The organism is Humidesulfovibrio idahonensis, from assembly GCF_054657715.1.
The window spans coordinates 855289-878990 of sequence record NZ_BAAHYE010000003.1; the positions used below are offsets into that span (position 1 = coordinate 855289).

General features: G+C 64.2%; 22 protein-coding genes. 6 read left to right on the top strand and 16 right to left on the bottom strand.

Going from position 1 to position 23702, the window contains the following annotated elements:
- From guaB to ACYQ4W_RS10260, 14 genes are all read right to left on the bottom strand, one after another.
- The gene (gene guaB / locus ACYQ4W_RS10195) at positions 1-1458 is read right to left on the bottom strand and encodes an IMP dehydrogenase (RefSeq protein WP_459856041.1); all 1458 of its coding nucleotides are present in this window, start codon (positions 1456-1458) and stop codon (positions 1-3) included.
- 64 nt (positions 1459-1522) lie between these two features.
- Complete coding sequence (locus ACYQ4W_RS10200; protein ID WP_459856043.1) at positions 1523-2230, bottom strand: ABC transporter ATP-binding protein; 708 nt, start codon at positions 2228-2230, stop codon at positions 1523-1525.
- The gene (locus tag ACYQ4W_RS10205; RefSeq protein WP_459856045.1) at positions 2223-3023 is read right to left on the bottom strand and encodes an ABC transporter ATP-binding protein; all 801 of its coding nucleotides are present in this window, start codon (positions 3021-3023) and stop codon (positions 2223-2225) included. Before ACYQ4W_RS10205 ends, ACYQ4W_RS10200 begins: the two co-directional genes overlap by 8 nt.
- Complete coding sequence (livM, locus tag ACYQ4W_RS10210; protein ID WP_459856047.1) at positions 3023-4243, bottom strand: high-affinity branched-chain amino acid ABC transporter permease LivM; 1221 nt, start codon at positions 4241-4243, stop codon at positions 3023-3025. The genes ACYQ4W_RS10205 and livM overlap by 1 nt, the downstream gene beginning before the upstream one ends.
- A 4-nt stretch (positions 4244-4247) precedes the next feature.
- Positions 4248-5150 carry a branched-chain amino acid ABC transporter permease gene (locus tag ACYQ4W_RS10215; RefSeq protein ID WP_459856050.1) on the bottom strand — a complete coding sequence of 301 codons (903 nt, stop codon included), beginning with the start codon at positions 5148-5150 and terminating at the stop codon, positions 4248-4250.
- A gap of 129 nt (positions 5151-5279) precedes the next feature.
- Positions 5280-6443 carry a branched-chain amino acid ABC transporter substrate-binding protein gene (locus ACYQ4W_RS10220; protein WP_459856053.1) on the bottom strand — a complete coding sequence of 388 codons (1164 nt, stop codon included), beginning with the start codon at positions 6441-6443 and terminating at the stop codon, positions 5280-5282.
- Positions 6444-6601: 158 nt separating this feature from the next.
- Positions 6602-7285 carry a tetratricopeptide repeat protein gene (locus tag ACYQ4W_RS10225; protein WP_459856056.1) on the bottom strand — a complete coding sequence of 228 codons (684 nt, stop codon included), beginning with the start codon at positions 7283-7285 and terminating at the stop codon, positions 6602-6604.
- Positions 7278-7406 carry a CcmD family protein gene (locus ACYQ4W_RS10230; RefSeq protein WP_459856059.1) on the bottom strand — a complete coding sequence of 43 codons (129 nt, stop codon included), beginning with the start codon at positions 7404-7406 and terminating at the stop codon, positions 7278-7280. Before ACYQ4W_RS10230 ends, ACYQ4W_RS10225 begins: the two co-directional genes overlap by 8 nt.
- Before the next feature lie 17 nt (positions 7407-7423).
- Positions 7424-8083 (bottom strand): cytochrome c biogenesis protein CcsA, encoded by a 660-nt coding sequence (gene ccsA / locus ACYQ4W_RS10235; RefSeq protein ID WP_459856061.1) that lies wholly within the window; start codon positions 8081-8083, stop codon positions 7424-7426.
- Positions 8084-8113: 30 nt separating this feature from the next.
- Positions 8114-8791, bottom strand: a complete 678-nt coding sequence (locus ACYQ4W_RS10240) for a heme exporter protein CcmB (RefSeq protein ID WP_459856064.1) — start codon at positions 8789-8791, stop codon at positions 8114-8116.
- Complete coding sequence (locus ACYQ4W_RS10245; RefSeq protein WP_459856066.1) at positions 8785-9435, bottom strand: ABC transporter ATP-binding protein; 651 nt, start codon at positions 9433-9435, stop codon at positions 8785-8787. Before ACYQ4W_RS10245 ends, ACYQ4W_RS10240 begins: the two co-directional genes overlap by 7 nt.
- A 55-nt stretch (positions 9436-9490) precedes the next feature.
- Complete coding sequence (locus tag ACYQ4W_RS10250) at positions 9491-11296, bottom strand: heme lyase CcmF/NrfE family subunit (RefSeq protein WP_459856068.1); 1806 nt, start codon at positions 11294-11296, stop codon at positions 9491-9493.
- Between the two features lie 150 nt (positions 11297-11446).
- Positions 11447-11860 (bottom strand): cytochrome c maturation protein CcmE, encoded by a 414-nt coding sequence (locus tag ACYQ4W_RS10255; RefSeq protein ID WP_459856070.1) that lies wholly within the window; start codon positions 11858-11860, stop codon positions 11447-11449.
- Positions 11861-11927: 67 nt separating this feature from the next.
- Positions 11928-12989: a hemolysin family protein gene (locus ACYQ4W_RS10260; RefSeq protein ID WP_459856072.1), complete on the bottom strand. Its 1062-nt coding sequence runs from the start codon at positions 12987-12989 to the stop codon at positions 11928-11930.
- Between the two features lie 175 nt (positions 12990-13164).
- On the opposite strand from ACYQ4W_RS10260, the gene ACYQ4W_RS10265 reads away from it, so the two are divergent.
- Positions 13165-14196: a glycosyltransferase family 9 protein gene (locus ACYQ4W_RS10265; protein WP_459856074.1), complete on the top strand. Its 1032-nt coding sequence runs from the start codon at positions 13165-13167 to the stop codon at positions 14194-14196.
- Positions 14197-14522: 326 nt separating this feature from the next.
- Here the strand turns inward: ACYQ4W_RS10265 and ACYQ4W_RS10270 are convergent, their stop codons facing one another.
- Both ACYQ4W_RS10270 and ACYQ4W_RS10275 read right to left on the bottom strand, forming a co-directional pair.
- Positions 14523-17222, bottom strand: coding sequence for a PEP/pyruvate-binding domain-containing protein (locus ACYQ4W_RS10270; RefSeq protein WP_459856076.1), 2700 nt, complete (start codon positions 17220-17222; stop codon positions 14523-14525).
- A 107-nt stretch (positions 17223-17329) separates the two neighbouring features.
- Positions 17330-20011 (bottom strand): sigma 54-interacting transcriptional regulator, encoded by a 2682-nt coding sequence (locus ACYQ4W_RS10275; protein ID WP_459856078.1) that lies wholly within the window; start codon positions 20009-20011, stop codon positions 17330-17332.
- 270 nt (positions 20012-20281) lie between these two features.
- Between ACYQ4W_RS10275 and ACYQ4W_RS10280 the strand changes: the two genes are divergently transcribed.
- The 5 genes from ACYQ4W_RS10280 to ACYQ4W_RS10300 all read left to right on the top strand — a co-directional run bounded on the left by ACYQ4W_RS10280 (position 20282) and on the right by ACYQ4W_RS10300 (position 23436).
- The gene (locus ACYQ4W_RS10280; RefSeq protein WP_459856081.1) at positions 20282-20581 is read left to right on the top strand and encodes a DVU0150 family protein; all 300 of its coding nucleotides are present in this window, start codon (positions 20282-20284) and stop codon (positions 20579-20581) included.
- 29 nt (positions 20582-20610) lie between these two features.
- Positions 20611-21657: a sulfite exporter TauE/SafE family protein gene (locus tag ACYQ4W_RS10285; protein ID WP_459856083.1), complete on the top strand. Its 1047-nt coding sequence runs from the start codon at positions 20611-20613 to the stop codon at positions 21655-21657.
- Positions 21658-21720: 63 nt separating this feature from the next.
- A complete protein-coding gene (locus ACYQ4W_RS10290) occupies positions 21721-22332 on the top strand; it encodes a DUF4881 domain-containing protein (RefSeq protein ID WP_459856086.1) in 612 nt (203 codons plus the stop codon).
- Positions 22333-22396: 64 nt separating this feature from the next.
- Positions 22397-22642, top strand: a complete 246-nt coding sequence (locus ACYQ4W_RS10295; protein ID WP_459856089.1) for a hypothetical protein — start codon at positions 22397-22399, stop codon at positions 22640-22642.
- Between the two features lie 5 nt (positions 22643-22647).
- Complete coding sequence (locus tag ACYQ4W_RS10300) at positions 22648-23436, top strand: hypothetical protein (RefSeq protein ID WP_459856092.1); 789 nt, start codon at positions 22648-22650, stop codon at positions 23434-23436.
- The last annotated feature ends 266 nt before the right edge of the window (positions 23437-23702 follow it).

Below are 23702 nucleotides of genomic sequence, written 5' to 3' on the forward strand. Positions count from 1 at the left end.
TTAGGACTCGACGCGGTAGTTGGGGGATTCTTTGGTGATGATGACGTCGTGGACGTGGCTCTCGCGCAGTCCGGCGGCGCTGATCTCCATGAAGCGGGCCTTTTCGCCCAGCTCGTCGATGGTGGCGCAGCCCAGGTAGCCCATGCCGGAGCGCAGGCCGCCCACAAGCTGGTGGATGCTCTCGGTCACCTGACCGCGGAAGGGCACGCGGCCCACGATGCCCTCGGGCACGAGCTTCTTGCTCTTGTCCTGGAAGTAGCGGTCGGAGCTGCCCGCGTTCATGGCGTCGATGGAGCCCATGCCGCGATAGATCTTGTAGGTGCGGCCCTGGTACAAAATGGTTTCGCCGGGGCTTTCCTCGGTGCCCGCAAAGAGCGAGCCCATCATGCAGGTGTTGGCGCCGGCGGCCAGGGCCTTGACCACGTCGCCGGAGAACTTGATGCCGCCGTCGGCGATGATGCACTTGCCCGCTTCGCGGCAGGCGCGGCCCGCCTCGATGATGGCGGTGATCTGGGGCACGCCGACGCCAGCCACGATGCGCGTGGTGCAGATGGAGCCGGGTCCGATGCCCACCTTGACCGTGTCGACGCCGGATTCGATGAGGGCCTTGGCGCCCTCGTAGGTGGCCACGTTGCCGCCGATGATCTGGGCTTCGGGGAAGGCGTCGCGCAGGGCGCGAGTGGCGTTCAAAATATTGCGGGAATGCCCGTGGGCGGAATCGAGCACGAGGAAGTCGACCCCGGCGCGCAAAAGCGCCTCGGCGCGCGAGATGCCGTCCTGGCCCACGCCCACGGCCGCGCCCACGCGCAGGCGGCCCTTGTCGTCCTTGCAGGCGTTGGGGTATTTCTTGACCTTCTCGATGTCCTTGATGGTGATGAGGCCCTTGAGCTGGTTCTCGTCGTCCACCACCAGCAGCTTCTCGATGCGGTTCTGGTGCAGCTGGCGCTTGGCTTCCTCGTCGCTGATGCCCTCGGGCACGGTGATGAGGTTGCGGCTGGTCATGACCTCGGACACGGGCGTGTTGTTGTCGGTGACGAAACGCACGTCGCGGTTGGTGACGATGCCCACGAGCTTGTCGCCGCGGACCACCGGCAGACCGGAGATGCGGAACTCGGTCATGAGCGCCAGCACCTTGCCCACGTTGTCGTCCGGGTGCACGGTCACGGGGTCGTGGATCATGCCGGACTCGGACTTCTTGACCTTGTCCACTTCGCGAACCTGGTCGCGGATGCTCATGTTCTTGTGGATGACGCCGACGCCGCCGGTGCGCGCCATGCTGATGGCCATGCGCGCCTCGGTGACGGTGTCCATGGCGGCGGACAGCAGGGGAATGTTGAGGCGGATTTCGGGCGTCAGCTGCGAGGAGACGTCCACGCTGTCGGGCAGCACCTCGGAATAAGCCGGAACGAGCAGCACGTCGTCAAAGGTGAGCGCCTTACCGATGATCTTGTCCTGCATCTTTATCCTCCCGACGGCCACGCGGCCCGTTTCGTGTTCTGATTGCTATGGAAATCGGGCCTGATCACAGGCCCAGGTATGCCTTTTTCACCGCATCGTTGGCAAGCAGCTTGTCGCAGGAGTCCTCCAGGGTGATGCGCCCGTTCTCCATGACATAGCCGCGGTGGGCCACCTTGAGCGCCTGGTTGGCGTTCTGCTCCACCAGAAAGATGGTGGTGTTGCTCTCGCGGTTGATCTGCTTGATGATGTCGAAAATCTGCCGGATGATGAGCGGGGCGAGGCCAAGGGAGGGCTCGTCGAGGAGCAGCACCTTGGGCCGGGCCATGAGCGCGCGGCTGATGGCGAGCATCTGCTGCTCGCCGCCGGAAAGGGTGCCGCCGAGCTGCTTGCGCCGCTCCAGCAAAATGGGGAACAGGCCGAACACCTGGTCCAGGTCGCGGGCCATGCCCTCTTTGTCGGAGCGCAGAAACGCGCCCATGTCCAGGTTCTCCTGCACGGTCAGGTCGGGGAAGATGAGCCGGCCCTCGGGCACCTGGCAAATGCCCATGCGCACGATCTTGTCCGGAGACATGCCGCCGATGGGCTTGCCCTCGAAGAGCACCTCGCCGTGGCGGGGCGGCACGACGCCGCAGATGGTCATGAGCGTGGTGCTTTTGCCCGCGCCGTTGGCGCCGATGAGCGTGATGATCTCGCCCTCGCCGATCTTGATGCTGACGCCGCGCAGGGCCTGGATGTTGCCGTAGTATGTGTCGATGTTCTTAAGCTCAAGCATCGCTTTCCTCGCCCAGGTAAGCCCGGATGACCTGCGGGTCGGCGCTGACCTCCGCCGGGGTCCCGGTTGAGATGACGCGGCCGTACTCCATCACGTAGATGCGGTCCGACAGGCTCATGACCATTTTCATGTCGTGCTCGATGAGCAGCACGGAAATCTGGAATTCCTCGCGGATGCGGATGACCATCTCCTTGAGTTCCAGGGTCTCCTGCGGGTTCATGCCCGCGGCGGGCTCGTCGAGCAGAAGCAGGAAGGGCTCGGTGGCCAGGGCGCGTGCGATTTCGAGCCGGCGCTGCGCGCCGTAGGGCAGGTTGCGCGCGTACTCGTTGGCCACGCCCTCAAGCCCGACCTTTTTCAAGAGCTGGTAGCTCTTGTCCACCACGTCCTGCTCCTCGCGCCGGGCCTTGGGCCAGCGCAGAACAGCGCCCAGAATGCCCTGCTTGGTGCGGCAGTGGCGGCCGATCATGACGTTTTCAAGGGCCGTCATGCTGGGAAAAAGGCGGATGTTCTGGAAGGTGCGGGCCATGCCCAGCTCGCAGACGTGGTTGGTGCGCATGCCGTTGATGCGCTTCTCCTTGCCGTCGCGCAGCACGGCCACCACTTCGCCGTCGGTGGGGGTGTAGATGCCGGTGATGCAGTTGAAGAAGGTGGTCTTGCCCGCCCCGTTGGGGCCGATGAGCGCCACGACCTCGCCCTTGCGCACCTCCAGGTCCACGTCGCTAAGGGCGCGCAGACCGCCGAAATTCATGCTGACGTTGCGGACAGCGAGGACCGCGTCTTTGTTGTGTTCCATTACGCTGCTTCCGTGTTGATCTTGTAGACCTTGCGTCGCGCCTTGATGAGTCCCTGCGGACGGAAGACCATGACCACGATCATGGTGGCCCCGAAGATGAGCATGCGGTACTCGGAGAAGGCGCGCATGTACTCGGGCAGCAGGATGAGCAGGAAAGCGCCGAGCATGACGCCCACCACCGAGCCCATGCCGCCCAGCACCACGATGGCCAGGATCATGGCCGACTCCATGAAGGTGAAGCTCGCCGGGTTGATGAAGGTGGTCTTGGCGGCGAACACCGCGCCCATGACCGCGGCCAGGGTGGCGCCCAGGCTGAAGGCCATGAGCTTGGCCTTGGTGTTGTCTATGCCCATGGCCTGGCAGGCTATCTCGTCCTCGCGCAGGGCCAGCCAGGCGCGGCCGATGCGCGAATCCTTGAGCCGTGCCGTGACGACGATGGCCAAAAGCACCAGGGCGAGCATGATGTAGTAGATGTAGGTCGTGGCCTGGTCCACCGAGTAGGCCACGCCGAAAAGCCCGGGCCGCGAGATGTTCGAGATGCCGCTGGGGCCGAAGGAGAAGGCGTTCCAGTTCTCCAGCACAAGCTTCACGATCTGGCCGAAGCCGAGGGTGACGATGGCCAGATAGTCGCCGCGCAGGCGCAGCACCGGAAAGCCCAGCAGAATGCCGAAGAACGCGCCCAGGATCGCGGCCAGGGGCAGCACGGTCCAAAAGCCCAGGTGGAAGTGGTAGTTCAAAAGCGCGTAGGCGTACGCGCCCACGGCGTAGAAGGCCACGTAGCCCAGGTCGAGCAGTCCGGCCAGGCCCACGGTGATGTTGAGCCCCAGGCCCAGCACAACGTAGATGAGCGCGCTGATGAGGATGTTCGTCTGGTACATGGAGAACACCCAGGGGAAGCCCGCCGCCACCACAAAGCCGAAAGCCAGAAGCGGCTTGACCACGCGCGGGTTGTTCACGAAGCGGCTCAGGGCAGACTCGGTCACGGCGCCGTCGGCCTCGCGGATGGCCGCGCCGCGGTCGCGGCGGTCCATCATGAAGTGCCAGATGATGGCGAGCACAAAGCTGCCGCCCAGCATGTACACCAGGTGCATCCAGCGCCAGGTCACGGTCTTTTCCACCGTGTCCACGCGGATGACCATGATGGGCAGGGTCAAAAACGCCAGCCACAGCGCGGCGATGGCGGACTTCTTCAAGTTCGTGGCGAAGTTTTCTGCGGCCATGACGCTACACCTTCTGTGCCCGCTGCTTGCCCAAGAGGCCAGCGGGGCGGAAGATCAAGATAAGCACGAGCAGGCAGAAGGCGAACACGTCCTCGTAGTCGCTCGAGACGTAGCCCGTGGCGAAGCTTTCGGTCCAGCCGAGAACAAGGCCGCCCAGCACCGCGCCGGGAATGCTGCCGATGCCGCCCAGCACCGCGGCGGTGAAGGCTTTGATGCCGGCGATGAAGCCGATGTAGAAATTTATCTGCCCGATGTGCGAGGCGATGAGCACGCCGCCCACTGCCGCCAAACCCGAACCGATGATGAAGGTCATGGAGATGACCTGGTCGACGTTGACGCCGACGAGCATGGCCATTTTGCGGTTCTGCGCGGTGGCGCGCATGGCCTTGCCCATGCGGGTGAACTTGATGAAGAGCGTGAGCGCGATCATGACCACCAGCGAGGTGACGACGATGAACAGGTCGCTGGTGCCCAGGAAGCTCTGGTACTGCTCCATGAACTCAAGGTCGGGGATGAGGCGCGGGAAGGGCAGAAAGTCCGGGGTCTGCGCGAGCATGATGTAGTTCTGCAGCAGAATGGACATGCCGATGGCGGAAATGAGCGGAGCCAGCCGCGGCGCGCCGCGCAGGGGCTTGTAGGCGATCTTCTCCACCGTGTAGCCGTAGGCCGCGGAGTACAGCACCGAAATCACCAGGGCGATGGCCAGGATGGACAAGGCCGGCCAGCCCATGGCCGTAAGCACGCCGGCCACGATGAGCCCCATGAAGGCGCCGATCATGTAGATCTCGCCGTGGGCGAAGTTGATGAGTTCGATGATGCCGTAGACCATGGTGTAGCCCAGGGCGATGAGGGCGTACACGCTGCCTTTGGAGAGGCCGCCGAAAAATAGCTGAAGGAAATATTCCATAGATTCGTCCCACCGCGCGGAAGTTGGCCCCCGCTGCGGCCTGTCGCTTACAGAACCAGGGGACGGGCGCTTGAACCGCCCCCGCCCCCTGGCACGTTGATCGCCTGCCCGCTCAACGGGCGGCGGAGGCTACTTCACCAGTTCGTACTTGCCGCTCTTCACCTGGTAGACGGAGAAGCTCACGCCCTCGGCGTCGCCCTTGGCGTCGAACTTGATCTTGCCCACCGGGGTGTCGATGAGTTCGTTGTGCAGGGCGGCCACGACCTTGTCGTAGTCGGTGCTGCCGGCCTTCTGCACGGCGTTCAGCAGGGCCTGGGCGGCGGCGTAGGCCTGGGGGAAGAACGCGCCCGGCTTGGCGCCGAATTCCTTCTCGTGGTCGGCGGCGGCCTTCTTGTAGACCTCGTTGTCGGCCAGGATCTGGGGACCGGTGGCGTACACGCCCTCGGCGTCGGCGCCGGCGGTCTTGATGAAGGTCTCGTCCTTCACGCCGTCGTCGGAAACAAAGGCGATCTTGAGGCCCTTCTTGTGCATCTGGCTCACGATCTTGCTGGCTTCGGGGTGGTAGCCGCCGAAGAGCACGCAGTCGGCGCCGGTGGACTTGATCTTCTGCACGACGGCGGAATAGTCCACGCCGCCGGGGGTGATGCCTTCGAACATGACGACCTTGGCGGACTTGCCGTCTTCAAGGGCCTTCTTGGCGCTTTCGGCAAAACCCTTGCCGTAGTCGCCCTTGTCGTGGATGACCGCGACCTTCTTGACCTTGAGCTCGCTCACGGCGAATTCGGCCGCGGCCTTGCCCTGGATCAGGTCATAGGAAATGGTGCGGAAGAAGTTGGGGTAGTTGCCGCTCTGGGTCAGCTCGGTGCTGGTGGCCGAGGGGGTCATGACGACGACCTTGGCGTCCTTGTAAATGGGCAGGGCGGCCTTGGTGGCGCCGGAGCAGATGTGGCCGAGGACGATGCTGACCTTCTCGCTCACGAGCTTGGTGGCCGCGTTGGTGGCCAGCTCGGGCTTGCACTGGTCGTCCATGGGCATGACTTCAACCTGCATGCCGTTCACGCCGCCCTTGGCGTTCAGTTCCTTGGCCACCAGCTTGGCGGCGTTCAGGGTGGGCAGACCGTAAGAGGCGAGGTCGCCCGAGTGCGCGCCTGCAACGCCGAGCACCAGGGTTTTGGGAGCAGCGGCAGTGGCGTTGGCCTCGGCCTTCTTCTCTTCCTTTTTCTCTCCGCAGCCAACGACCAGGAGACCGGCCATGGCCACGCCCAGAATAGTCATGATCCATCTCGACTTCATGTCCCAACTCCTCGAAAAAAAGTTCAGTCAGCCAAGAAATCCTGATATGCCGCACGGCCACGAAGCCCCAGCCCCGCAGCCTTTTTCACCTTGAAGGCGGCTACTTTAGTGGAATATCCATCTTTGTCAATACGCCTTCGTTTGCCGTAAATTCCGGGCTATTTTGCCGGGGGCGCGGCCAGTTCGTCCTGCGCGCCCTTCAAAACATCCGGGTCCTTGGGGTTCAGCTGCACCACGCGGCGGAAGTGCTGGTCGCCCTCGGCCGGCTTCTTCAGGTAATGCTTGAGCAGAATGCCCATATTGTAATGCCCCAGCACGTCGTCCGGATTCATCTTGAGCACGGTGTCGAAGGACTTCTTCGCCAGATCGTACTCCTTGCGCTCAAAGCGCACCATGCCCATGGCCTTGTGGGCCTCGATGTTGTCCGGCGCGATCTTGACCGCCGACGTGACGAGTTCCAGGGACTTGTCCCAGGCCTGCATCATCATGAAGGTGTTGGCCAGCTCCAGCAGCACCTGCGGGTCGTTGGGATTCGCCTGCATCTTGGCCATCAGTTCGCGCAGCTGATTCATGTCCACGCCGCCCATGGCCCCCATGGCTCCGCCCATGCCGCCCATGCCCTCGCCCATGCCGCCCATGCCCTCGCCCATGCCGCCCATGCCCTCGCCCATGCCGCCCATGCCGCCGCGCTCCTGCTGCACCTGCACGGCCAGGCCCTTGCCCTGCATGCGGTACAGAAAGGAGCCCACAAACATGACCAGCACCGCGCCCACCAGGGCCGCCACAATGATCTTTTGCCCGCCGCCGAGAAGGGGCGCGCTTGCGTTCGTCGTATCAGTCACGGAGCATCTCCAGTTGTTTCAGTCTCTTGGATATGGACCGGCCGCGCAGGACCAGGGCGGCGGCATAGGCCGCCAGGAAAATCCACACGGCGGCGTTGGCCGCAAGCACATAACCGTTCATACGTCTCTCCCTTCCGCCTAGCGCGAGAGCATGAGCGCCCGGGCGCGCTCCTCGGCGCGGCCGATGCGTTGGCGCGCCAAAAGCAGGGTCAGCCACAGGCAGCCGAAGGCCACCAGATTCACCAGCACGGTGTGCCACATCTCCGGCTCCAGGCCGCCGCCCTGGCTGGCCAAAACCGCCGGATGCACGCTGCGCCAAATGCGCGCGGAGTAGAACACCAGAGGCACGTCGAGGAAGGCCACCACGCCGAGCACGGCGCAGACCAGCGCCCGCCGCTCGCCGCCCATGTCCGACCCGCGCAGCACCAGGTAGCCCGCGTACACAAACCACATGATGAGCGTGGTGGTGAGCCGGGGATCCCAGGTCCACCACACGTTCCAGGCCGCGCGGCCCCAAATGGAGCCGGAGACGAGGGCCAGCCCGCTCATGAGCACGCCTATCTCGGCCGCGGCGCCGGCCAGTATGTCCGAGCCCGCGTCACGCTTGAGCAAATGGCGCACGCTGGCGCAAAACACCACGAAGAAGCTGACGAGGCTCCACCAAGCCAGCGGCATGTGGATGTAGAAGATCTTCTGCACCACGCCCATGGTTTCCTCCAGGGGCGCGTAGCTCCAGATGAACCACTGGCCCACGGCCAGGGCGAGGACGCTCAAAGCGGCAAGAAGACGTATCGGCATGCGTGTGCTCCCAAGACGGCGTTGGCGCCGCTATTCCTCTCCCGTATACAAAAACGGGAATAAAAAGGCTCCGGCGGCGGTGAACACGGCGTCGAAGGCCACGATGATTCCGGACCACAAGGCCTGGTCCATTGCCGGCTCGCCGGAGAAGCACCCGGCGAAGATGCGGATGCCGCCCAGCAGCACCGGCAGCAGCAGCGGAAACAGAATGACGGAGAAAAGGGATTCGCGCGCGCCCTGCCCCTGGGCCAAGGCGCCAAGCAGCGCGCCAAGGGCGGCCAGGCCCCAGTCCACGCCGACGAGCGCCAGGAGCAGCACGCCCCAGTCGCCCTTGATGTCCTGGCCGAGGAACACCGCGGCCGCGGGCAGAAACACCGCCTGTGAGAGCAGCAGCAGTCCGAATCCGGCCAGGCCCTTGCCCAGCCACACGGCATGCTCCGGCACGGGCGAGGACAAGAGCCCGAGACGGCAGCCCTGGGCCTCCTCGATGCTGAACAGGTCGTTGAACACCAGCACCAGGCCGAAGGCCGAGGCCAGCCAGAAGATGGCCGCCGCAGCCTGGGGCGAAACCAGCTCCGTGGTCGGGCGCGACAGGGAAAAGAGGAAGATGAGCAGCAGGCCGAGCAACACCGCCTGCACCAGCCCCTGCCCGCCGCCCGCGGCCAGGCGCAGGTCCTTGGCCGCCATGAATCCGGCGCGCTTCAGCATGTGAGCCCCCCGGCGTCGAAGCCGCCCACCTCGCCGAAATAGGCGACGCGGGTGTCCTTCAGAAAGAGCACCCGCTCGGCCAGGGGCAAATCAGAACTCAAATGGTGGCTGACCCAGACCACAGCCGCGCCCGAGGCCTTGAGCGCGGCGATCTCGCGGCGCAGCAGATCCTGGGAGGCGGGGTCGAGCCCGGTGCCCGGCTCGTCCAGAAACACCAGCTTGGGGCCGATCAAGAACACCCGCGCCAGGTTGAGCCGCTGGGCCATGCCGCGCGAGAACGTTCCGGCGGGCTCGTCGCCCACGCGGGAAAGCCCCACGCGGTCAAGCACGGCGGCGATGTCCTCCTGGCTGGGCGCAAAACCGTACATGCGCCCCCAAAAGAGCAGGTTGGCCTGGGCGGACAGGCGCGGATACAGGAAGGTGGCGTGGCCCAGGTAGGCGCAGGCCTCCGCGGGCACGCGCAGGTCCACGGTCCCGGCCGAGGGCCGGCACAGGCCAGCCATGATCTTGAGCAGGGTCGTTTTGCCCGCGCCGTTGCCGCCCACCACGAGCAGGGCCTCGCCCGCGCGGGCGCTCACGCTCACGTCGCGCAGCACCAGGCGCGAGCCGAAGAACTTGCCCACGCCGCTGACGGCGAGGCGCACGGACGCGTCCGTTTCCGGACTCGCCCCCGGCGCTGTGACGGCTCCGGCCACGCGGCTACTCCCGTTCCTTGCCCCGGCCATAACGCATGATGAACAGCGGGGCCAGGCAGAAGATGATGCCGCCGATCCAGATCCAGTTCACCAGCGGGTTCACGTTGACTTTAACGCTGACGCCGCCGTCCTCGGTGGCGCCCAGCAGCACGGCGAAGATCTCGTTGCCCAGGCCGGGAATGACCTCGACCTCGGCAAAGGCCTGCTCGTAGCCGCGGTACATGCGGCGCTCCGGCGAAACAGTGCCCACAAGCCGGCCGCCCTTGGTCACTTCCATCTGCGCGATGAGCTGGGCCATGTTGCGCGAGCTCTTCTCGTGCACGTCCTTCAGGGTCACTGTGTAGCCGCCCACCTCGAAGCTCTGGCCCACGGCGATCTCTTTCTCGGCCGAGAGCTGGTACGGGCCGGAGAAGGCCACGCCCAGAGCCATGAGGCCCAGGCCCAGGTGGATGGCGTAGGCGCCCAGGGTCTGGCGCGTGCGCGACTCGGGCAGCAGGCCCATGGCCAGCACCGCCGTGGTGATGCAGGAGACGGCGCCCGCAGCGCCCACAAGGGCCAGGGGCAGGCGGTAGCCCAGGGCCACGAACAGCGCCAGGGCGGCGGCGAAGGCCACGCCCGCGGCGATGAGCCCGCGCTTGTCGCGCACGCCCTCTTTCCAGCCCAGCCAGGGGCAGGCGGAAAAGAGCAGCACGAGCAGCGCAAAGAGCGGCAGGCACACGCGGTTGTAGAAGCGCGCGTCGAGCCCGACGGACTTGACGCTCCACATTTTGCTGATGACCGGCCACATGGTGCCCAGGCCGACCACGAGGCCGAGGGCCATGAGGGTCCAGGCCACGATGACGAGCAGGCCCTCGCGGCTCAGCAGATCGCCCAGGCGGCGCTGCTCCTCGCCCTTGGCGATGGCCACGGCGAAGACGGTCACGGCCGAGAGGAACAGGATGAACAGCAGAAGCGGCATGGCCACGCCGCCCTCGCCAAAGGCGTGCAGCGATTCGACGACGCCGCTGCGCACCAGGTAGGTGCCGAACACGCACATGATGAAGGTGAGGGCCATGATGAAGATGTTGGTCTTGGCCAGCGCCTTGCGGCGGCTGCCCACAATGGCCGTGTGCAGAAAGGCCGTGCCCGTGCACCAGGGGATCAGCGAGGCGTTCTCAACCGGGTCCCAGGCCCAGTAGCCGCCCCAGCCCAGCTCCATGTACGACCACCACGCGCCCAGGATGATGCCGCCGGACAAAAGCGTCCACGAAAGCACGCTCCAGTTGCGGGTGGCGGCTATCCACTGTCTGGTCTCGCCGGAAAGCGCGCCCGCCAGGGCCGCGCAGGCCGGAATGACATACATGGCGTAGCCCAGAAGCAGCATTGGCGGATGGAAGATCATGCCGGGATTGCGCAGCAGCGGGTTCATGCCCTTGCCGTCGTGCGGGGCGGGAACGGCCGAGAGGAACGGGTTCACCCAGCAGGTGAGCATGAGCAGGAAGAAGCCGTTGACCACGAAGAAAAAGAGCCAGAAGTAGGCCTTGGTGCGCTCGGACAGGGACTTGTACCCCGGCGTGAACACGAAGATGGCCGCGCACAGGGCCATGGAGAGTTCCCAAAAGAGCAGCGAGCCCTCGCTGCCGGCCCAAAAGGCCGTGATGACGTAGGACAGCTCCAGGCTGTTGTCCACGTGGGAGAGCACGGAGAAGAAGCCGTAGTTGCGCGTCACCAGCGCCCAGAGCATGACGCCCGAGGCCAGAAGCACAAGCAGGGTTATGACCTGGTGGCCGCGCTCGGAAAAGGCCACGCGCTCCTGTTTCCCCGCGAGCATGGCGGCGCCTGTCCACCCGCCCAAAAACAGGGTTCCGATGAGTGCGAAAAGCATGGAGATATACGCTGTCATTTGCATAACGTTCAGGGCTCCTGGGTATAGCGGACACGGCGCGTCAGGAGAAGGCTGGCGCCTTTCCCTGCGACGGGTCTACCCCCGGTTCTGCTTCTGGTACTTGGAGGGGCACTTGGTGATGAGCGTGCTGGCGGTGAAGGTCTTGCCTTCGCTGTCCAGTCCGCCCTCGACGATGACCTCGGCCCCGGCCTTGAAGGCGTCGGGCACTGCGCCGCGATAGCTCACGTGCAGGGTCTGGCCGGGATTGTCCTTGTCGAGGAGCGTGAAGCTCACGCCCGGGCCGGGCTGCAAGGAGGAGATGCCCTCCGCCGCCACGTTGCCGAACAGCCGCGCCTGCTTGAGCTTTGCGCTGTCGGTCGCCAGGGCCTCGCCCACATTGAGGAAATAGACGCTGTCTTTGGTCACGCCGGTGGCCACAAGGTAGCCAACGCCGCCAAGAAACAGCACAAGGGCTGCGATATAAATGCCTTTGCCGCCTTTTCTGGCCATGATCTTCCCGCTGTCAGTCCGTTGTTGGCTCTTCACTTCCAGAACAACGCCCGCTCACCTTTACACGTCAAGCGTCCTGCTGTCCACCGCCGCCGCGCCTTGTGGGCGCAAGTTCGCTTCTGCGCCGGCGGGCCAGCTCGCGCATGTCCACAACCTCGTCGGTCTCGTCCACAATCTCGCTGCCGAGCATTTCCTCAAGCACGTCCTCAAGGCTCACCACGCCGGCCATGCCGCCGTATTCATCAAGCACCACGAACAGATGCGTGCAGCTTTCCAAAAAGCTGCGCAGGGCCTTGTCCAGGGTCAGGTTCTCCACCACGAAACGCACGGGCTTCATCAGGTCGCCCAGGGTGAGCTGGCCCTGGTTGTCGGCCGCGGCCTCGAACACCTGCCTGCGGTAGACCACGCCGACCACGTCCTCGGCTTCTTCCCCCTCGTACACGGGCACGCGGGTGTGCGGCCAGGCCCGGTGGCGGGTCATGGCCTCCTCGACCGTCATGTCCTCCGGCAGGGAGAAGACCACCGTGCGCGGCGTCATTATCTCACCCACGCGCTTGCTGTCGAGGGCGAGGATGCTCTTGATGGCCGATTCCTCGTAGGGCTTCAAGATGCCCTGCTGCCGCGTGAGGGAGACCAGGGCGCGGATGTCGTCCTCGTCCGCGTCCGGTGTTTTGCTGCGCTTGCGGATGAGCTTCACCAGACTGCCCAGAAGCCAGATGACGGGCAGGCAGAGCACGACCATCCATTTGAGGGGCTTGGCCAGAAAGGGCGCCAACTGCCGGGCGTAGGCCACGCCCGTGGTCTTGGGCACTATTTCGCCGAAGATGAGGATGAGCAAAGTGAAGGCCGCGGTGAACCAGGCCAGGGATTCGTCGCCGAAGACCTTGACCGCGGCGGCGCCCGCCACGGCCGCGCCCGCGGTGGCGGCGGCGGTGTTGAAGGTCAGGATGGCGGTGATGGGTTTTTCCACATCGCGGCGCAACTCTGAGAGTATCTCACCGGATTTTTTGCCTTCCTTGCGCAACCGCTCCACCCGGCTCATGGGAAAGGAGTAGAACGCCGCTTCCGTGATGGAGCAGAGGAAGGAGACCGCGGTGGCCAGCCCAACGGCGAGGAGAAGTTCAAGCATAGTGGTGTTGTCCGGTGCCGGCCTGGCATAGGGGTACGGGCCGGTGTGTAGAAATCCTTATCAGTTTCGCCAAAACCGCGCAACAGCCTTAATTCTTGACTTGAGCCCCGTTCCACGCCATGTTTCACGCCGCCGGGCACTTACGCTTGGCTGCCAATAGCTTGGAGTTTATAGGATGGGCAGGGACTTTCCGGACAGATGGGTGGTGTTCCGCGCCAGCGCCCTGGGCGACGTGGCCCTGACTACCGGAGTGCTCTCCTGGTGGCACCAGACCCGTCAGCTGCGCTTCACGGTGGTGACCCGCAGCGCCCTGGCCCCCATCCTGGCCGGGCACCCCGCCGTGGACGAGGTCATCGCCGTCACCCAGGACGAGATCGACGGACACGCCTGGTGGCGCAAATCCCGGCGCATCGCCGCGGACTGCGCGGGCATGGGCTTCATCGACCTGCACCGCTCCCTGCGCTCCCTGGCGCTGACCCTGCGCTGGGACGGCCCGGTGCGCAGCTATCCCAAGTTCGGCATTGCGCGCCGGCTGTACAATCTTTTTCCCCTCGGCCCCCTGGAGCGCCGCCTGCTGGCGCTGAACGTGCCGCAGCGCTACGCCCTGGCCCTGGACAGCACCCCGCCCCCGGTCTCGGAGCTGCGGCCGGTCATCCATCTCTCTGACCTGGAGATTGCCAACGCGCGCCAGCACTTGGCACACTTGGGCCTCACCCGGCCCTTTGTGGCGCTGCACCCCTTCGCCACGCACCCGGACAAGGCCTGGCCCATGGGCTACTGGCTCTCGCTCATTCCGCTCATCGAGCGCCAGGGGCTTGATTGGATCATCATCGGCAAGAACCCGGACCACCTGGAGGCCCTGGACGATCCGCGCAACCTGACGGCCAAGACCGCCCTGCGCGAGACCTGCGCGCTCATCTCCCAGGCCCGGGCGCTCATCACGGCCGACTCCGGCCCCATGCACCTGGCCACGGCCGTTGGCACGCCTGTGGTGGCGCTCTTCGGCCCCACGTCGAAGGTCTGGGGATTTTTCCCCAGCGGGCCCTACGACACCGTGCTGGAGCAGGCCTTGTCGTGCCGGCCGTGCTCGCTGCACGGCACCACGCGCTGCAAAAACGGCAGGGAGTGCCTCACGGCCATCGAGCCGGACGAAGTGGCGACCCGGCTGTTCCAGACCATCGAACGCGCCGCGGCCGCGCCCGCCTAGCCAAAGCGCCGCAACGCGCCGCGCCCGGCACGGTTTCGCACCGCCGCCTCTGCCTTCCTGCCACAAATACTACTCCGACCGCAGCTGCGCCCCCCTAGCCAAAGCACCTCTGCGCGCCGCGCCAGGCACGGCTCTACTCCGCCGCCTCTGCCGTCACGAAGCTTCACGACGCACCGCGCCATCCAGCTTTGCCCTTGCGCCTGTGCGGCGCCAAATCGCAAGTCACCCCGCCCAAATCGCCGCGGCATCGCCAAGGCGCGCTCCTCGCAGCAACGCGCCTTCACCTCGCCACAACCTTCGCCTTCACACAGGCACTTTGCCCGCCGCTAGTGCGGCCCGGCATCGGCCTTGGCCGGAATGTTCTCCAGCGGCTTGTCTCCGCTCAGCTTCGCGGCGGATTCCGTGAGCGGACAGCTGACGTCCAGCACGTACTTGCCGGAGAGGAAGCAGTCGGCCATGGCCCGCACGCTTCGGTCGTCCACCATGAGCATGTCCGTTTGCCTGGTGAACTGCAGCAGCTTGCCCATAAGCCACAGCTTTTCCAGAATCACGTCCGTGTCGTGCTTTTGCAGGCGGCCCACCACGCGGTCGCCCTGCACGTCGACCGTGAAGCCGTTGGCCTCCAGGATGAGCCCGATGGCCCTGGCGCGGCGGGCGCGCTTCAGGTCGTCGGCCGCGCCGCCCTTGAACGAGAAGGTGATGTAGTTCTTGCTCACCGTGCGGCCGCAGTAGCAGTCGAGCACGCCATAGTGGTAGCCCACGCGCGAGCTGAAGTTGATATACTTGTCCGAGATGATGGCGTAGCTGCGGTCGCCGAAGCGCTGCCCGCCCGCGCTGGGGTTGCTGATCATCTGCTGGCCCATGACCGAGAGCAGGCCCTTGACCTGCACTGGCCGGGGCGTGGTGAGCTGCTCCTGGTCCAGGGTCAGCCCGTCGAGCAGCGACTTGAACGGCCGCGACTCCACATCCTCCGGGTGCAGCTCGCCCCGGCGGTTTGTGCCCGCGCGCACCCCGCCGCCCAGGTCGATGACGTGCAGGTCGAGGCCTGTCTTGGCCTTGAGCCGCTGCGCCACGCCGTCCTTGCCCGAGGCCATGTCGCTCAGCTTGAACATCTCCGCGTAGCAGCGCTCGTGCAAGAGCCGCATGACGTCGTGGATGGTGGAGCAGCCGCGCACGCGGAAATTGTCGGCCTTGGGGTCGATGAGATGCAGGGGGATGATGTGCGCGGCCACGCGGGAGAGCACCTCATGCACGGGCGTGCCCTGCATGTGCGCGGTCTTCGGGGCCTTGAAGGCCAGCAGCTCCTCCACCTCGCCCGCGAACACCCGGCCGGAGTAGGCGTCGACCGTGACCGCCATGCCGTTCTTGATGTCGCGGGTGGCGGTTTTGAGCCCCAGGATGGTGGGCACGCCGAACTCGCGCGAGAGCGAAGCCATGTGCCCGGTGATGCTGCCGAAATCCGTTATGATGGCCTGGGCCTTCTGCATCAGCACCATGAACTTGGGCGAGGAATGCGCCGCCACCAGCACGCCGCCTTCGGGAAAATCCGCCAGATCGTCGTCGGCCAGGACCACGTGCGCGGGACCGGACCCGACGCCGGGCTGAGCCACCTCGCCGCCGCTGGCCAGCACCTCGCGGCCTTCTATGTGCGGCATTCCGGCAGGCACCACGCCTTGCCCCGTCACCAGGCCAAGAGGACGCGACTGCAAAATCAGCAGCCTGCCGCGCGGGGTCAGCGCCCATTCGATGTCCTGCGCCGTGCCGTAGTGCTCCTCCAGGGCAAGGGCGTAGCGGGCCAGGGTCTGCGCCTGTTCGCGCGTCAGGCAGGCCGCGGCGCGGCGCTCCTCGGGCACGGGCGTCTCCACCAGCGACCCGCCCGCGCCGCACACCAGCTGCACGGGCTTCTCCACCACGCGCACGTCCTGCGGCTCCAGGGTGCCGCGCGCCAAAGACTGGCTGTCCGGCGTCACCACTCCGTCCACGGCATACGGCCCCAGACCCCACACGGCGTTCAGCAGCACGCGGTCGTCGTGGGCATTGTAGGGGTGGCGCGTGTACATGACGCCGCTGGCCACCGAATCGATCATCTCGAGGCAGGCCACGCTCATGCCCATGTCCTCGTCCACGATGCCCTTGAGCAGGCGGTAGGAGATGGCCCGCGAGGTATACAGGCTCGCCAGCACGTAGCGATACGTCACCAGAATCTTGTCCCGGCTGACGTTGAGCATGGAGAGATACTGCCCGGCGAACGAGAGCTCGCTGTCCTCGCCGATGGCGCTGCTGCGCAGGGCCACGCGCAGGCTGTCCGGCTCGCGGCCGCACTCCTGGGCCAGGCGCGCGTGGGCGTCCAGGATCTCCTGCTCCAGCTCCGGCGGCATGGGGGCGGTTATGACCAGGCGCTGGATCTCCTCGCTCGCCTCCTCCAGAGTCTCCGGCACCTCGGGCATTATGGTCAGCTTGATGCGCTTGATCTCTGCCCAGATGCCCGCGTGGGCGAAGAAATCCTGAAACGCGCTGGTGGTGATGGCGAAACCGCGCGGCACAGGCAGGCCCACGCGGTTCAGAATCTCGCCGAGGTTGGCGCTTTTGCCGCCCACGGCGTCCACCATGTCGCGGGTGATGGCCGTGTACGGGAGCACATGCCGCGCCCCGTGAAATTCTTTGCGCGATTCGAGATCTTTCTTGATTTTATTCTGAATCTCTTCAACTTTTTCGCGCAGGCGGGCATTGGGCGCACCGCTCAGATTATCGAAGCTCCCGGCCATGCGCAGGGTGTGGAACACGGCGCGGGTCGCCTGGGCACGGATGTAGGACATGCCGTAGACCTGCTCGCCCCGGAGCTTCATCTCCATATCCGTCACGATCTTCAGCAGTTCGGCATTCGATTCCAGAAGTTCCTGAAAGTGCTTGTACTTTCGACGAAACTCTTCTTGCATGGCCTGGTCGTCGCCACATGCGCTGCCCTTGCCCAAGACCGCGCAGAACATCTTCTTCAGGTTCGTCAGGATTTCGCTTTGGACCGCCATGCGTGGAACTCCTTTTTCACCCGGGGATCATCTCAATTTCTTTTCGATTCTTGTTTCGCGCAATCGCGCAATCACGCAAATCCACTGCGGCATACACGCAACCGGCTCTATCTCTCCACGAGAAGATATAGAGTTGACGGCCCCTTGCCAGTCTTGCGCAATCGTCCGTTCTGCACCAGCGTCTGGAGATCGTATTGCGCGGTCCGTTGCGATATCTCCGCGCCGACGGCCTGCTGGTAATCCAAGCGCGAGAAGGAGCCGCGCTCTCTTGCCAGGCGCAACGCGATCTGCTGCCTGTGCCCGCCATGCTGCCCCAAGGCCTTGTCCGCCGTGCCTTCCTCCGCTCCCGCCAGTCGCGGCGCCAACGTGGGCGGCGGCGGCGGAACTTCCTCAGCGTCCTGCCCGGCGCCGCTGAATGATGCTCCGGCGGCGACACCATTGCCTGATCCGCCGCCATACAATGGCTTCGGCCCGGCAGGAGCCTCCGACTGCGGGCTGGAGGCAGGCATGGCCGTCGACCCCGAGCCGCCCTCCTGCACCGGAATCACATAGCTGCGGGGCTCTTGCCCGGCCTCGCCGCCATGGCCCAGGCCCGTGGCGTCGTCAAAGATCAAATCCTCGGCATACAGCACATCGCCGTCGGCAAAGGCCAGCCCCCTGGTGATGCAGTTCTTGAGTTCGCGCACGTTGCCGGGCCAGTGATGGTTCATGAGCTTTTCCAGGGCGCCCCTGGTGAGCCCCACTTCCGGCCGGCCGGAACTTGCGGCCAGTTCCTTGAGGAAATGGTTGGCCAGGATGGGGATATCCTCCTTGCGCTGGCGCAGGGGCGGCGTCTGGATGAAGATGACCTTGAGCCGATAGTAGAGGTCGTCGCGGAACTCGCCGCGCTGCACCAGCTCCATGAGGTCCACATTGGTTGCGGCGATGACCCGCACGTTGAAGTCGATTTCCTGGTCGCTGCCAAGGGGCCGGGTGCGCCGCACGGAGAGCGCGCGCAAAAGCGCCTTCTGCACCTTCGGGGTTGCGGTGCCGATTTCGTCGAGGAAGAGGGTGCCGCCATCGCTGGCCAGAAACGCGCCCTTGCGGTCCGTCCGGGCTTCGGTGAAGGCGCCCTTCACGTGGCCGAACAGCGTATCCATGAGCAGATTCTCGTCCAGGCCACCGCAATTGATGGAGATGAACGGCTTGCTGGCGCGGCTGCTGAACTTGTGGATGGCCTCTGCGGTGAGCTCCTTGCCGGTGCCTGTTTCGCCCACGACCAGCACGTCGGCTTCGGTGCTCGCCGCCTTGCGGATCAGGCTCTGCAAGGTCGCCATGGGCTGGCTTTGCCCGATGAGGTCCGGAATTTCGCCCACCAGCCGCCAGCCGAGCGAGGCTGGTATCTCGTTGTCGAAGGAGACTTTCTCGCGCTGCTGCACAAGGTGTATCTGTTCGTCGCGCTTGCGGATCTGCTCCTGCTTGTCCTGAATGGACATGATCATGCGGTTGAGCGCACGGGCCAGCAGGTCCGACTCCATGTCCCGGCTGTCGAGCCGGATGGGACGCAGGGTCTTCTCCTCGAACATGATGCGGATTTCCGCGGCAAGGCGGTGCAGCGGGCTGGTGATGACCCGGCTGACGAAGAAGATGACCAGGGCCACAAGGCCCATGCCCGAAATGGTGATGATGAGCATGACGTCCAGGTGGCGGAACTCCGCGGCGTCCGTCAGGCGGCTGCGGTCCACATAGGCGATGCCGCCGATGATCGTCGGCCCCTTGTCCGGGTTTTCCATGAAGCGCACCGGCGCATACACCAGAAAATGATTGGGGCTCAGCAGGTCCACGGATTCCGAGGGCAGGTCCACGTCGTTCACGCCGCCGCGTCCGGACTGCACGTCCACGATCATGCGCCAGTAGGATTCGTGCTTGGGAAGGGGACGGAAGGCCTTGTCGTAGTCCGGCAGGCCGTAATCGCCCGTCATGCCCAGGCGCGCCACCTCCACGGCAAGCTCGCGCTCCCCCTCCTCGTAGTTCTCGGACTGGAACAGGATCCAGCCCTGGTCGTCGAAGAAATAGCTGAAGCGCGTTTCGCTCGTGCGGGCAAAGGCATACAGCGGCGACTTGGGCGAGTTATATAAGGAAAGGATGTTGCGCAGGGAGCGCGCGTCGATGCCGAGGGAAAGATACCCGCGCAACGTGCCCAGCGCGTCCATGACCGGCGTGACCAGCCGGAACACCACGAAGGTCTGCGGCTCCATCTGGTTCGGCAATGAGGCCTGCGGGTACACGGCTTCCGTCATGTCCGAAAACGGCATGGCCCCGGCCTTGAGCCCGCGTATGCGCTGCGCCTGGGAGATGGGGCTGCCCTTGATGGCCGCGTACTGGTCGTGGCGGATTTCGACGATGCCGTTGTCGGATTGCACCAAAAGGACGCTATCGGCCGTGTTGACGCCGACAAAGGCCAGCTCCTTCACGGCGCCGGGATGATGCACGCCCCAACGTTCGATGGCGTGCTGCAGGTGTTCGCGGTCCGGGGTCTGCTTGGTCAGGTTCAAGAGCGAAAGGCGGTAGTATTCGAGAAGCGCCTCCACTTCCCGCGCCTGGGCCAGGTTCTGGACTTGCGCCGTGCGTTGCAGCGCCTGATTCAAATATCGCGTGGAAAACCAGTTGGTCACATACCCGGCCACCACGAGGATGAGCAGGATGGATGGGATGAGCGAGGCCAGAAGCTTCTTGCGCACGCTCCAGGAAGCCCAATAGTGGTTGGCCGCTTCGCTTTCCGCCTTGGCGCGATATGCTCCCCAAGCCATGGCACCCCCAATATGCTGTTCCGCAAGCCCGTTATTTCGCGCAGGATATGTGAAAGAAAGCGCAATCTGGCTGCGCGATTCGCGCAAGCCCAACTGCACGATTACAATAAACGCAATGATTCCGTCAAGTTTATTTCGTGTGGCACGGCGTTTGCTTTATCCTTTCGCGAAATCCGGAGGATCGAACCGGCCGAGTGGCGGGAAATCTTTCACAAAGCCGGATGTGTGGTTGGGGTTCGATAGATTTTGAACAAGCTTTAGGAGGATCCAATGAAAGCTCGTCTGTACAAGCTGTTCACCTGGTGCATGGTCCTCTGCCTGGCGATTCCAGAGTTCGCTCTGGCCGCTGGCGGAGGCAAGATCGAGAACATCGTCATCGTGGCGGACACGCGCAAGTTTACCGGCTGGGAAGCCTGGTGGACCAATCTCTACAACGAGAGCCACCTGTACTTCGCCCTGCTGACCATCGTGTTGATCCCGACGATCGGCGTGATCTTTGGCGTGTTTGCCGACTTCCTCATGGGCTTCATCGGCATCGACCTGAAGAGCCGCGACCTCGCGGACCACTAACCCAGGGCTAAAAGAGAGGAGAGTGCGATATGGAATGGTTGTACGTCCTCATGCCCATCGCGGGCGTGAAAATTTTCTGGCCCGGCCTCATCATCCTTGGCGTGGGCGTGGGCATCATCGGCGGATTCTTCGGCATGGGCGGCGCCTGGATGGTCACCCCCGGCCTTAACATCCTTGGCTTCCCCATGGCGTTCGCCATCGGCACCGACATTGCCCACATGGCGGGCAAGTCGCTCATTTCCACCATGCGGCACGGCAAGTTCGGCAACGTCGACTACAAGCTGGGCTTCATCATGCTCGTAGGAACCGTGGTGGGCTTCGAAATCGGGGCGCAAATGATCATGTGGCTAGAGCGGCTGGGCAACGTTGAAAAGGTTGTCCGCTACCTCTACATCATCCTTCTTGCCTTCATCGCCTGGATGGTCTTCCATGACATCAACGTGAAGAAGCGCAAGGAAGCCGAGATGCGCGCCGCCGGTCAGGACGCGAGCCAGGCCGTGGGCGTGCAGTGGCACAAGACCTTCCACGCCATCAAGATTCCGCCCATGATCCACTTCAACGAAGCCGGCATCTATTGCTCCGCTTGGCTGCCCATCTTCGTGAGCTTCCTCACAGGTTGGCTGGCCGGCATCCTGGGCATCGGCGGCGGTCTTATCCGCATGCCTTCGCTCATCTACATCGTCGGCTGCCCGACCCACGTGGCCGTCGGCACCGACCTCTTCGAAGTCGCCATCTCCGGCCTGTACGGCGCCGGCACCTACACCTACAAGGGCCGCACCGAACTCGTGGCCGCGGTCATCATGCTCATCGGCGCCTCCATGGGCGCTCAGGTTGGCGCTGTGGCCACCAAGTACATCAAGGGTTACGGCATCCGTTACGCCTTCGGCATCGCGGTCGTCGGCTGCATCCTCTCCATCATCACCAAGCTCATGGCCAAGGGCATGAATCTGCCCATTCTGGACGACGTCTCCACGGCCATCGTCCTGGTCACGGTTTCGAGCCTTTCGCTCTACATCCTGCTCAAGTTCATTGCCGGATGTAAGAAGGAAGTCGCGATGAAGGCGGCCAAGGGCTAGCAGGGAGTCAGCCTCCCCTGTGTTTGACAGAAACGCACTGAGATGAACTGAAGGAGACTCGCTATGACCCGTAAAAGCATGTGGCGCACCCTGCTCGTGGCCCTGCCCGTGGTGCTGCTCATGGGCTGCTCCGATCCCGGAAAGGTCGACCAGGGCCGCGTCATCAAGTTCGACAAGGAAGCCCGGACCATCACCATGATCCGCGACAAGGCCAACGATGCGCAGAACCCCGACTACACCTATCTGCCGCCGGTGACCTACACGCTGCCCACCAACCCGGCCGAGATGGGCCCCGAGCCCAAGGCCGGCGGCCGCATGAAGATCGACAACAAGAAGAACCAGATCACGATCTTCGACCCGGCCACGCAGAACTTCAAGACCATCGACTTCGTCATGGTCGACTTCAAGGAGAACATCGACAAGAACCATCCGCTCGTGTACGACAAGGAAGCGGACAAGGCCAAGAAGTTCCCCGTGATCGACAAAGAAAAGAAGACCATCACCATCTACTCCGGACGCCAGAAGACCCTGTCCGTCATCCAGCTGCCGGAAGAATACTTCACCATGCCTGACAGCACCTGGGACGCCGGCGACGAAGCCCGCGTGTACTACAAGGAAGAAGGCAAGTCCCTGCGCTTCATGAACGTCAGCAAGACCAACATCTTCAAGAAGTAAACAAGCAAAGCGCAACGGCGGGCCGGGGCACCCCGGCCCGCCATCTCAAACCAAGGAGCCAGGCATGTTCTTCAACGATGACAACGACGCCCCCCGTATCCGCATGAACGGACGCCAGAAGCTCTTCATCTGCGCCATCGACCTGTGCATCATCGCCGAACTCTGCATCGCCATGTCCAAGGCCACCTCCGTCACGCCGGAGCTGTTCACCCCGACCTTCATGAAGCTCTTCTTCGCCATGTTCCTGCCCACGCTGGTTGTGGCCTTCGCCGGGTTCCGCAAGCTGCGCGACCGCACTGAGAACGCTTAGCCCCCATGGATTTTTCCAACCTGTACGCCAGGCGCAAGTACGCCGGCCTGTGCGGCTCAGTGCTGCTCTGCCTGGTGCTGGCCTTCACAGTCGACGGCATGATCGCCGGAGGCCGCAAGGATCCCAACGCCTTCAACCTCATGCCCGGGCAGTCGCTCTCCCTCAGCGACGTGATGCCCCGTGGCGCGGAAACCCTGGACGGCCTTTCCCTGCGGGCGAACGACCCGAACATCTCCCTGCGCCTCACCGAGACCTTCTCCGGCTTCTGGCTGGGCGGCACCCTGTGGCGCGCGCAAATGGAGCTTCCCGCCGGCATGCCCCTGGGCGACTACACAGTGGACATGTACTACCAGAACGGCACCCTGGCCGCGCCCAGGCAGAAGTTCGACATCCACGTGCTGCCGGATCGCGCGGCCATACAGGCGGCCTCGCTGTCCGTGGTCATGCGCGCGCTCGGCATTTCGCCCTATCTTTTGGCCGCGCTGCTGCTGCCCCTGGCCGTGGTGCCCATGGCGGCAAGCTTCCTGCTCTCCCGCAAGATCACGCAAGCCCTTTGCCAGCACGGCATGTCCGAAATCTTCCGGGCCATGGCCTCGCCCGACGGCCAGCGCATCTTCTTCTCCCTTTCCGACGAGAACGCCCTGGAGCCGGAGACCGAAATCCAGATTCTGGACGAGCGCGGCCAAAAGCCCGTGGGCAAGGCGATCATCGTCGCCGTGGGCAAGGGCGACGCCGAAGCCGTGATGCAGGACGAGGTGCAGATCCGCCCCGGCGCGCTGGCCAAGTTCCGCTGATACGTAATTTAGCACAAGCGCCGGATACCCGCGCCTATTTCAAACAACCTATTTCCCGCCCACAACATTTTCTGAAACAAAAAAGTGTCGCCCAGGCGACATTTTTTTTATTTTCTATTCTTCCTACAGTCACAGGCATCAAGGCTGAATTCCTACCGCTGTAATGTCATTTTTTCTGGCACAACCCCCTTTCCTTGCCTGCCGTTTTGGGATAATGGGCTCCCTTCAGATAAGTTCATCAAGTTTTTGAGGGGGTTTCATATCAT